This window comes from Metabacillus niabensis (genome assembly GCF_902829255.1).
Lineage (GTDB): Bacteria > Bacillota > Bacilli > Bacillales > Bacillaceae > Metabacillus > Metabacillus niabensis.
Map to the genome: position 1 here is coordinate 1 of NZ_CADEPK010000167.1, position 10,982 is coordinate 10,982.

Here is a 10,982-nt window from a genome sequence, read left to right on the forward strand (position 1 = left end):
CCCTAATACATAACGTAGGCACATTTATACTGGCAGTTATCCCCACCTATAATAAAAGCTTTTAAGAAGAAGTGATTGGTGGGGACAACTGGCAGTATAAACACTAGATATTAGGTGCTTATTGCTAGATAGCTTCCATTGTTTTTTTACAATTGTACTTCATATAAAATACTCCATAGTTTAATTCATTTTAATTAAAATAATTGAAAACGCTTCCTAATTCCTTCTATTATATATAGTCATTTTTTCTAAGCAAATTAATATACAAATCATCTATTTCGTTATATACTTATGAAAAAAATATGATCAATCTTCGGGGCAGGGTGAAATTCCCGACCGGCGGTGAAGAAATGGATTAATCCCTAAGTTAATCTTGTTGGGGATGCTGTTAGTAGAGCGAATTTTAGCTTTAACTGATAACAGGAGAAATTTTGAAGTCCGCGAGCCTGCAAGAAAAGGCATGATCCGGTGAGATTCCGGAACCGACAGTAAAGTCTGGATGAGAGAAGATGGAGGTTCAAACGTTTAAATTTTTCATAGTTTAACGTTTATTTAGACATGTCTACAACAATGCCCCAACCTGAGATGTTATGTATTGAGAAACATCTAATTATTGGGGCTTTTTATTATGTCTAAAACAAGAACTTTCTCTTTTTCGAGTGCGATCAGAAAAGGAGAGTCAATAATGCAACAAAGTCGTGTCAGAAAAAATGTAACAGTAGGAATGTTAAGTACCATTGCTTATCTGCTTATGATGCTTGATTTTCCATTTCCAGGATTTCCAACGTTTTTGCAGATTGATTTTAGTGATGTACCAGCTTTAATTGCTGCAATTGTATTTGGTCCTGCAGCTGGAATAATGGTTGAAGTAATAAAAAATGTACTACATTATTTAATTCAAGGAAGTGCGACAGGTGTTCCTGTGGGGGAAATATCTAACTTTATTGCAGGAACTATATTTATCATTCCAACAGCTGTATTTTTTAGACGCTTTAGAAGTATGAAGGGACTTTTTATAGGATTAACAATTGGTACTTTATTGATGACAATCGTTATGAGCATTTTAAATTATTATGTCTTTATGCCAGCTTATACATTATTTTTAAATATGCCAGCAATGTCTCAAGAGTCACTAAAACAGCTTGTTGTCGCAGCTATATTACCTTTTAACTTAATAAAAGGGGTAATTGTTGCAATCTTACTCGCAGCATTAATTTCAAAAATTAAAACATGGTTAACAAATCAATTACTAATCCATTAAAAAGGTTTTTATAAATTGTTTCTTACAGTAATAAAGTTATTTAACGAACCTAGTCAAAAGAAAAAAACCTCAGATTTATCGGAGGTTTTTTCTTTTTATTTTTTAATGGGCTCGTCTGATACAATGAAACCCCAGCATCTATTCAAATTTTAATGCGTCACCATCAAATTTTTCATCTGCAATTTTAATTGAATCTGTTGGACAACCTTCATATGCGTCCATCATATCTTCTTCAAGTACTTCTGGAACTTCTACTATACCTTGGTTATCATCTAAGGTAACGTAAGCGATACCTTCATCATCATAATCATAAATATCTGGTGCAGCAGCGCCACATGCACCACATGCGATGCAAGTGTCCTTGTCTACGATTGTATATTTTGCCATTTAAAACAAACCTCCTGATAAGATTAATACCATATGTTCATATGATAGTACTTAAATAATGAATTCAAGTAATACATATTGTATTACTTTACAGTGCCTAACTAGTATTGTAAATCGGATTTTTGGACTTTTCAATAAAAAAACGTTGGTTATGTTGCTTTTCACAAAATTTCCATTGTTAAGGTCATGCTATTAGCTAAGATGGAACCTAAGGATAAAGGTCGACAAATCTTGTTCATTTGAAAGTCTATATTCAAAATAATATGTGTCTGACTTGTTAAAAGTGATGAAGAAATTATACATAATAGTAAACGTACGTCAGTAAATTTGATAAAATAAAGGTGTATCGAAAATTGTCAAACATTGTAGGTGATAAAATGAACAATAGTTATTTACATATCGTCCTACTTCATTGTCTAAGTCAATTTAAAGGAGAACGAACTGTCTCTGCTATTTATCATTTACTTAATGGGAAAAAATCTTCACAAACAATTCAAGATGGCAAACTTTTTAATTTATCTATGATGTTTGGCCTATTTCCTAAATTATCAAGAAATTTGGTTATAACACATTGTGAGGATTTGGTTAAAGCGCAATTAATAAAAGAAAAAGAAGAACAACATTTTGTTCTAACGACACAAGGAATTTCGTATCTGAAGGATTGTTTGGCAGCAAAGCCATTTCCTACTCACCTCAATGGATGGGTATATGGTGATACAAGTCGCATTTTCTGGAGGAGAATTTCCTTACTCATTCAAGTTTTGTCGAATTTTGTTTATAAAAATACGAATTATTTACCAATTACAAAAAATCAGGAAGATTTATTTTGGGTGAAAAAATTTATTAAGGATAACCGAAATCAAGCAGAGGTTCTTGTTAATCAATTATATAGTGAGTTACATCAGTCGATACAAATGTCATCAGAAAGACATGCAGAAATTTTTATTCGTAGATTAACTTCAAACAATAGAATTGGTGAAACCTTTGAGCAAATCGCTTTAATGATGAAGGATGACCCGACCTATGTCTATTTGGAATTTTGGAACGTCGTACATTTTATTATTCAGCAAATTCAAGAAAAACCAGAAGAATATAAGATTTTTAATGAGGTAACGAAGGACGTTCAATTGAAAACTACACTCACTGCTTCAACAGAAGTTACTTTTTCATATTTAGAAACAGGAGCAAGTATTCAGGAGATAGCACGTTTACGTGGATTAAAGGAAAGTACAATAGAGGATCATATCGTAGAGATAACTTTGCACGATCAAACGTATACACCTGACAATTTTTTAACAGAGGCTGATTACCATTTAATAAAAAATGCAATTGATACTATTCAAACACATCGTTTAAAACAAGTAAAAGAATACTTAAACGATCAATATAGCTACTTTCAAATTCGTTTAGCTTATGCTTTGATCGGGAGGTACGAATGAAAAACAACCTACAACAAATCCTTAATACCCATTTTCGTTTAAAAGATTTTAGACCAGGGCAAAGTGAAATTATTCAGTCAGTTCTTAACGGAAATGATGTTGTTGCGATGCTACCGACTGGAGGTGGGAAATCTCTTTGCTATCAGCTCCCAGCATATATATTACCTGGAGTCGTACTGATCGTATCCCCCTTACTTTCGCTTATGGAGGATCAGGTTGAACAAATAAAATTAAGAGGGGAAAAAAGAGTTATTGCCTTAAATAGTACAGTCCCTTTTATGAAACGAAAAGAAACTTTAGATCATTTATATTCGTATCGATACATATTTGTATCTCCTGAAATTTTACAAAATGAGTATGTATTTAAGGCATTGAAAAAGATAAAGATTTCTTTATTTGTAGTTGATGAAGCCCATTGTATATCCCAGTGGGGACATGATTTCCGCTTAGACTACTCTAAATTAGGCTTAATAAGGAAACAACTTAATTCTCCGCCTTGTTTAGCCTTAACTGCAACAGCAACAAAGGAAGTTATAAAAGATATTCAAGAAATATTACAGTTCAATGAAAAAAGTGAAAAGTTTATTTATTCGATAGATCGACCAAATATTGCTCTAATGATAAAACCTATATCGTCAATTGATGAAAAAATAGATGAAGTTCATCGGTTAGTACAAGCTTTAAAAGGTCCTGGGATTATTTATTGCTCTAGTCGATTATGGGCAGAACGGTTAGCTGAAATATTGATAGATAAAGGAATAAGAGGTGTAGGTTATTATCATGGGGGAATGGACCCAGAGCAGAGGATATTGATCCAACAACAATTTTTATATGACCAGCTTCGCCTAGTTTGCTGTACAAATGCCTTTGGAATGGGAATAAACAAGCAAAATATCCGTTATGTTATACATTTCCATTTCCCATCTCAGATTGAATCATATATGCAGGAAATTGGCAGAGCAGGTCGTGATGGATTACCGAGTATTGCAATAACGCTACTAACCCAATCCGATTATGAAATTCCAAAGTCACTCGTTGAATCTGAATTTCCTACGTATGAAAAATTGTATCGACTTGTATATGACGTTTTAAGTAATACGAACGAATTACCATCATTTGAATTCATAAGTGAAAAAATCGGATTAACTGAAACGCAGTGGCGTTATACTGAAAATTATGTAGAAAAGCTTAAACCATTGGGATTCGAGCCCGATAAAATCATTGCACTTATTTGGAAGGAAATAGAAAATAGGTTAGCGATAAAACATGAAAAACTAAGCAAGATGATTGGCTGGTTAAACACAAATGAATGTAGACGGAAAAAATTGTTATCATATTTCGATGAAGATTTACAACAAAAACCAGTAAATTGTTGTGACCACTGTGGCGTTGATTTTTCAAGCTTTGAAGAAACAACCGTTCCTCTATTACTTGAAAATGAGAGGAAAATGGATTGGGAACATGAATTGAAGGTGATATTTCGTAAAGTGAGTGAGAGTTAGTTGTTTAAAAATCAAAGCGAACAAATCAAACAATTATCAGATAAACAGGTTCTTCAAAGTTTATATTTTACGCAATTTTTATTAATAATTATATCCATTGTAATGAGTATTTTCTTATTCAAAGATAGAAATGACTTTTTGAAGGTATGGGAATATAAGGATAATGACTTTTTACTATTTGGTTTCATTACTGCACTAATTGTCATAATTATAGATTATATCATGATGAAGTTATTACCTTCCCATTTGCTTGATGATGGTGGAGTGAATGAAAAAATTTTCAAAAACCGAAATGTTCTGCATATAATTTTTTTAACTGCTCTAATTGCCTTTTCTGAGGAATTGTTGTTCCGCGGAATAATTCAAACGCATTTCGGGCTATTGATTGCTAGTCTTATTTTTGCGATTTTACATTTTAGATATGTAACAAAAATCGTTTTGTTTATCATGGTTGTTGCAGTTAGCTTTTTTTTAGGTATTGTTTACGAACTGACAAATACGATCTATTCAACGATGATAGCACATTTTATTATTGATTTAGTATTTGCGATTCAAATTAGAAGGAAGTTTCTTAAAGGGGTGAAAAGAGATAATGAGTGATTATAATAAAAGCCCTGATCAAGCAGAAAATTTACGTTCAAGAATGATTGATGAATATAAAGAGATAAATGGTGCATATCCATCTAGAAGCGAAGTGCACAATGAAAAAGCGAAAAAAGCTAAGCAGAAAAAGAGATATCCATTAATTAGCTTTTTGGGAGGAGTGTTTATTCTCTTACCTGCATTAGTATTGATATTATTTCTCTATTACGGAAAAGATGGGAAGATATTAACAGAAGACAATGATTCTCCTAATGGAGAAACCGTTTATATTCCAAGTGGAAAATCATCAAATCTAGATGTTGAAGATGAGCAAGAATCAGCTCCATCTTTAATTGAAGAAACAACTTCTACAGAAGAAATTTCTCCTACAGAAGAAACTGGAGAAGTCGAAGAGAAAACAAATGAAACAAACACAACTGATACAAGGGAAAAAGAAGAGGAAACACATGTTGAAAATAAAACGGATGAAAGTTCAAAAGTAGAAGATAAGACGGGAATATCAACAGAAAATGAAAATGATATACAATATAAAGAAGTTAAAACACATACTGTTGGACCAGGTGAGACATTATTTAATATCGCGATTAAATATTATAATAGTCGCACTGGTGAGGATATTATTCGTCAATATAATGGGATTAATGGAAATGAAATTTATGTTGGACAGGAGCTGAAAATCCCTATTCGATAATTTTATCAAGTCAGTCGGTTAATTCATATCTATTTGGACGACCTCATACAATGGTATAAAGACCTTTGTAGAGGGGATGTGTTGAAAATCGAAACAAAAATTCAGCAGCTAAACCATCATACAGATGAGCCGACAAAAAAAATGCTTCAAAATTTAGTAGAGCGTAAAAGAAAATTCGAAGCGTATAAACGGAAATGTTTTCAAACTCAATTTATGACATTCGTTTTATTAATGGGCTATATCGTATATTTATATTCGTTTATTATAAAACCGAACGGTGGAGAGCTTGCAATGATTTTTCATTTAATTTTTGATAATTCCTTGCATACATTTATTATTTTAGTAATTGTTGCTGGGTATGCTACCGCTCAATATTTTAAAAAGAAAGAAGATAAATCAGAAACGGAGTATCATAATCTAAGATGTGAAGTTATTAGAAAAAGCAAAGATTTATGGCATAAACCTTCACAATGGCAAAATAGGCATGAAGTTTATACGATGATGAAAAATGAGTTTGATATTAATCTGTTTCATGAAAGTAAATAGGAAATACTAAATAATAATAGGCACGGACCGACTCAAACTGAGTTGGTCTATTTTTTATGCGAATCTCCAAAATATGCTATTATATGGTTTATTAGCTTATTTGAGAAAAAGTCAGGGGGCAAAATATAATATGATTATTTTTATCGTTTTTTTAATAATAGGAATGCTTTTATTTATTTTGATGATGTATCGAAACGGCCTAGAAAATAACCTGACAAAACATACATTCACTTTTGAGCATCTGCCAAAGAGCTTTTCTCCGCTCAAAATCTTTTTTATTTCAGATATTCATCGTAGGGTAATATCATCGAGCTTACTTGAGCAAGTACCGAACTCTATTGATTTGGTCATAATTGGTGGAGATTTGTCTGAATCAGGTGTTCCACAAAAAAGGATAGAGGAAAATATAAAAATGCTTCAAAATATTGCTCCTACATATTTTGTATTTGGCAACAATGATTATGAAATTGGGAAAGAAAATCTTGAAAAATGGTTAAAGAAATATCATGTTATATTGTTAAATAATACATCAAAGAGCTTGACAACAAATAGTGGAGAAACCATATATCTTATAGGTGTAGAAGATATGAGCGAGGAAAAAGATAGATTAGATTTAGCGTTGGATAATGTACCGCAAAAAGCCTTTAAACTACTCATAAGTCACAATCCTGATATATATCAAAAAGTGGAAAAACAAGATGAAATAGCTTTGATTCTAAGTGGACACCAGCATGGAGGACAAATCCGTTTGTTTGGATATGGCTTATATAAAAAAGGGAAGGTTCATAGATTAAAAAAATCAATTTTATTAATAAGTAATGGATATGGGACTTCAGGTCTCCCTCTGCGACTTGGAGCACCAGCGGAAGCACATTACATCGAAATAAGAAATAAATTGGAGTATAAATAATATGTTCGGTTACATTTAACATTATTGGAGCGTAAGGACAAGACTCAAGCGAGAAGTGTGAGATTAGGTGTTACCCCTCCCTTAGCGAGCGCTGCACGAGAAAATGAATAATCATAACGACTTCTTATGAAAAGTAACGAATTTCACGAAAATAGCCATTAAAAAATAACAAAAATATAGTGTGAAAATTGATTATAGGAAGAAATAGGATGATGTTTTACAAGTTTGAATGCTTGTCTAATTTTAGAACAGAGTGTAAACTGTAAAAAAATATTAGAACCATCTCATATAAAATTCATATGATGATTTTATATAGAGCGTTCTGACGGCAGGAGGGTATGGGATGCGGCTAGAGCGACTGAACTATGACAAAATAAAAATTTTCTTAACAACTGATGATTTAAAAGACAGAGGTCTAACAAAAGAAGATCTTTGGAAGGATTCGTTAAAAGTTCATCAACTTTTTAGGGATATGATGAATGAAGCAAGTGAAGAATTGGGATTTAAGGCGCATGGACCAATCGCTGTCGAAGTATATTCACTTCATGCTCAAGGGATGGTTGTAATCGTTACAAACAGCCAAGCTGAAAATGAAATAGATGAGGATTTCTCGGATGATTATATCGAGATGCAAGTGAAACTAGATGAAAACTTTGATATCATTTATGAGTATGATTCATTTGAGGATATTATCCAATGTGCAAAGTATTTAGTACATCTCCAGATTAATGGCGGTATGATTGTAAACTATAACAATAAATTCTATTTATTATTAAATGACAATCAAGACATAAATATTGACAATTTGGTGGCGATATTGGCTGAATATGGAAGTCCATCAACATTAACCGTCCATAGGCTAAAAGAATATGGAAACATTATTATGAAAGATCATGCAATCAAAACAATTAAGCATTATTTCTTATAATAAACTTTTGACCCAATTTATGAACTTTTAACGAGGGTATTTAGGAAATACATGTGGCTGATAAGGAGAAACGCTTCTCTGTTCAGCCACATTTTTATATGAAGGAGGAAAGGATTTTTTTTGTTTTTATAGAAATATTCTCTATATATAATAATAAATATTAATTAAGGTTAGTTGGGATTACGATAGTCTATAAGAAACAAATGAAATCGCTTGCAGTTAAAACGGTTAAATCTCATAATATTGTTTTTTCTTCTTTGCATAACCATTTATAAAGTGTATACTATTGTCTGAAGGTGGACATTCTTTCATTTACTGATAAGATTTAGGAGGTTAGCTTAAATGGTAGCCGAGAAAAGCACCAGTGATAAGAACGATAAACTCGATGTGTTGAAAGCTACACAAACAGTGATACATAATGCTCTTGAGAAACTTGGGTATCCAGAAGAAGTATTTGAGTTATTAAAAGAACCACTAAGATTGTTAACAGTCAAAATACCTGTAAGAATGGACGATGGTTCTGTAAAAATCTTTACTGGCTATCGTGCACAGCATAATGATGCAGTTGGACCGACCAAGGGTGGTATTCGGTTTCATCCGAATGTAACAGAAAAGGAAGTGAAAGCACTTTCTATTTGGATGAGTTTAAAATGTGGAATTGTTGATTTGCCATATGGTGGTGGTAAAGGTGGAATCGTTTGCGATCCTAGAGATATGTCATTTCGTGAGCTTGAACGTCTAAGTCGAGGATATGTTCGGGCAATTAGTCAAATTGTTGGACCAACTAAAGATATTCCTGCACCAGATGTGTTTACGAATTCTCAGATTATGGCATGGATGATGGATGAATATAGCCGCATCGATGAATTTAACTCCCCAGGATTCATAACAGGAAAACCGTTAGTCCTTGGTGGGTCTCATGGTCGTGAATCAGCAACCGCTAAGGGTGTTACAATTTGTATACGTGAAGCTGCAAAGAAAAAAGGTATTGAGCTTGAAGGAGCTAGAGTTGTAGTACAAGGTTTTGGTAATGCTGGTAGTTATCTATCAAAATTTATGCATGACGCTGGGGCTAAAATTGTTGGTATATCGGATGCCTATGGTGGACTCTATGATCCTAATGGATTAGATATAGATTATTTATTAGATCGGCGAGATAGCTTTGGAACGGTGACGAAGTTATTTAATGATACAATAACAAATAAGGAATTGCTCGAACTTGATTGTGATATCCTTGTTCCTGCTGCGATTGAAAATCAAATTACTGAAGAAAACGCCGCAAACATTAAAGCAAGTATCGTTGTTGAAGCAGCAAATGGGCCAACAACGTTAGATGGTACAAGAATTCTTTCAGAACGTGGAATCTTATTAGTACCAGATGTATTAGCGAGTGCTGGAGGCGTAACAGTTTCATACTTTGAATGGGTTCAAAATAATCAAGGTTATTACTGGTCAGAAGAAGAAGTTGAAGAGAAATTAGAACAGGTAATGGTTAAATCATTTAATAACATATATGAAACAAGTCAAAATCGTCGAGTAGATATGCGTTTAGCCGCTTATATGGTTGGTGTTCGCAAAATGGCAGAGGCTTCAAGATTTAGAGGCTGGATATAAAATTTGCAAGGATACTGTAAATCTTCTATCATTATTGATAGAAGATTTTTTATTTGGAATAATTGGTAATATAAATGAACAGATTTTTTGGTACAGGAGTGAAAGTTCTTGATAAAAGAAGAAACAATTATTATTGGCGGTGGTCCTTGTGGATTATCAGCTGCAATTGAAATAGCCCAACTAGGCTATAAACCGTTAGTTATTGAAAAAGGAAACATTGTTAATGCAATATATCATTATCCTACACATCAAACTTTTTTTAGTTCAAGTGAAAAGCTTGAAATAGGGGAAGTGCCATTTATTACAGAAAATCGTAAACCAGTGCGGAATCAGGCTTTAGCCTATTATCGAGAGGTTGTTCGAAGAAAACAAATTCGTATACATTCATTTGAAAAAGTGGAGAAAGTAGAAAAAGGTAATAGTTATTTTACTGTTTTTACTAATAAGCAAACATATGAGACAAAACAAGTTGTAATTGCAACAGGCTATTACGACCACCCAAATTATATGAATGTTCCAGGAGAGAATTTACCAAAGGTTTTTCATTATTTTAAAGAGGGGCATCCTTATTTTGATAAGGATGTTGCTGTGATTGGTGGCAAAAATTCAAGTGTAGATGCGGCTTTGGAGCTTGTAAAGGCAGGTGCGAGAGTAACTGTGCTTTACCGTGGAAATGAATATTCATCAAGCATTAAACCTTGGATATTACCAGAATTCGAATCTCTTGTGCGTAACGGAACGATAACGATGGAATTTAATGCAAATGTAGTGGAAATTAAAGAACATGAATTATCCTATGAAGTGAATGGAGAAACGAAAACAATTGTGAATGATTTTGTCTTCGCGATGACTGGATACCATCCTGATCATCAATTTTTAAAGGCAATGGGAGTAGAGATAGATTCTGAAACAGGACGTCCGATATTTGATCCTGAAACAATGGAAACAAATATTAAGGGGATTTTTATTGCAGGAGTTATTGCAGCCGGAAATAATGCTAATGAAATATTTATCGAAAATGGGCGTTTTCACGGACAACTCATCTACGAAGCATTAAAAAGTCGAAAATAAGATGGTAATTGAAACTGTAGTATTCTAAAA

General features: G+C 33.0%; 11 protein-coding genes and 1 riboswitch. Of the genes, 10 read left to right on the plus strand and 1 reads right to left on the minus strand.

The genetic code is table 11. The features are described 5' to 3' along the window. Nucleotides 1–305: 305 nt before the first annotated feature. A riboswitch (FMN riboswitch) is annotated at nt 306–515 on the plus strand. A gap of 167 nt (nt 516–682) precedes the next feature. Beyond that, nucleotides 683–1,261, plus strand: a complete 579-nt coding sequence (locus HU235_RS12175; RefSeq protein WP_141231534.1) for an ECF transporter S component — start codon at nt 683–685, stop codon at nt 1,259–1,261. Nucleotides 1,262–1,399: 138 nt separating this feature from the next. Here the strand turns inward: HU235_RS12175 and HU235_RS12180 are convergent, their stop codons facing one another. Further along, entirely contained in the window at nt 1,400–1,648 is a 249-nt protein-coding gene (locus HU235_RS12180; RefSeq protein WP_095301095.1) for a ferredoxin, read from the minus strand. Between the two features lie 353 nt (nt 1,649–2,001). Here HU235_RS12180 and HU235_RS12185 point away from each other — a divergent pair, with 353 nt between their 5' ends. The 9 genes from HU235_RS12185 to HU235_RS12225 all read left to right on the plus strand — a co-directional run bounded on the left by HU235_RS12185 (nt 2,002) and on the right by HU235_RS12225 (nt 10,952). Next, nucleotides 2,002–3,087, plus strand: coding sequence for a YpbB family protein (locus tag HU235_RS12185; RefSeq protein WP_174880382.1), 1,086 nt, complete (start codon nt 2,002–2,004; stop codon nt 3,085–3,087). Further along, a complete protein-coding gene (locus tag HU235_RS12190; RefSeq protein WP_095301097.1) occupies nt 3,084–4,589 on the plus strand; it encodes a RecQ family ATP-dependent DNA helicase in 1,506 nt (501 codons plus the stop codon). The genes HU235_RS12185 and HU235_RS12190 overlap by 4 nt, the downstream gene beginning before the upstream one ends. Then, entirely contained in the window at nt 4,590–5,189 is a 600-nt protein-coding gene (locus HU235_RS12195) for a CPBP family intramembrane glutamic endopeptidase (protein WP_174880383.1), read from the plus strand. After that, the gene (locus HU235_RS12200) at nt 5,182–5,883 is read left to right on the plus strand and encodes a LysM peptidoglycan-binding domain-containing protein (RefSeq protein ID WP_174880384.1); all 702 of its coding nucleotides are present in this window, start codon (nt 5,182–5,184) and stop codon (nt 5,881–5,883) included. Before HU235_RS12195 ends, HU235_RS12200 begins: the two co-directional genes overlap by 8 nt. Nucleotides 5,884–5,964: 81 nt before the next feature. Beyond that, nucleotides 5,965–6,429: a YpbF family protein gene (locus HU235_RS12205; RefSeq protein WP_095301100.1), complete on the plus strand. Its 465-nt coding sequence runs from the start codon at nt 5,965–5,967 to the stop codon at nt 6,427–6,429. Nucleotides 6,430–6,559: 130 nt separating this feature from the next. Then, nucleotides 6,560–7,339, plus strand: a complete 780-nt coding sequence (locus HU235_RS12210) for a metallophosphoesterase (RefSeq protein ID WP_233452208.1) — start codon at nt 6,560–6,562, stop codon at nt 7,337–7,339. Between the two features lie 343 nt (nt 7,340–7,682). Continuing rightward, nucleotides 7,683–8,267: a genetic competence negative regulator gene (locus HU235_RS12215; RefSeq protein WP_174880385.1), complete on the plus strand. Its 585-nt coding sequence runs from the start codon at nt 7,683–7,685 to the stop codon at nt 8,265–8,267. A 342-nt stretch (nt 8,268–8,609) separates the two neighbouring features. Then, nucleotides 8,610–9,881 carry a Glu/Leu/Phe/Val family dehydrogenase gene (locus HU235_RS12220; protein WP_095301102.1) on the plus strand — a complete coding sequence of 424 codons (1,272 nt, stop codon included), beginning with the start codon at nt 8,610–8,612 and terminating at the stop codon, nt 9,879–9,881. Between the two features lie 108 nt (nt 9,882–9,989). Beyond that, nucleotides 9,990–10,952 carry a YpdA family putative bacillithiol disulfide reductase gene (locus HU235_RS12225; protein ID WP_174880386.1) on the plus strand — a complete coding sequence of 321 codons (963 nt, stop codon included), beginning with the start codon at nt 9,990–9,992 and terminating at the stop codon, nt 10,950–10,952. Nucleotides 10,953–10,982: the final 30 nt, after the last annotated feature.

What these genes read in the sequence shown, in the direction of transcription:
- HU235_RS12190 (WP_095301097.1), top strand. Translation starts at nt 3,084, where the DNA reads ATGAAAAACAACCTACAACAAATCCTTAATACCCATTTTCGTTTAAAA.
- HU235_RS12210 (WP_233452208.1), top strand. Translation starts at nt 6,560, where the DNA reads ATGATTATTTTTATCGTTTTTTTAATAATAGGAATGCTTTTATTTATT.
- HU235_RS12215 (WP_174880385.1), top strand. Translation starts at nt 7,683, where the DNA reads ATGCGGCTAGAGCGACTGAACTATGACAAAATAAAAATTTTCTTAACA.
- HU235_RS12200 (WP_174880384.1), top strand. Translation starts at nt 5,182, where the DNA reads ATGAGTGATTATAATAAAAGCCCTGATCAAGCAGAAAATTTACGTTCA.
- HU235_RS12180 (WP_095301095.1), bottom strand. Translation starts at nt 1,648, where the DNA reads ATGGCAAAATATACAATCGTAGACAAGGACACTTGCATCGCATGTGGT.
- HU235_RS12220 (WP_095301102.1), top strand. Translation starts at nt 8,610, where the DNA reads ATGGTAGCCGAGAAAAGCACCAGTGATAAGAACGATAAACTCGATGTG.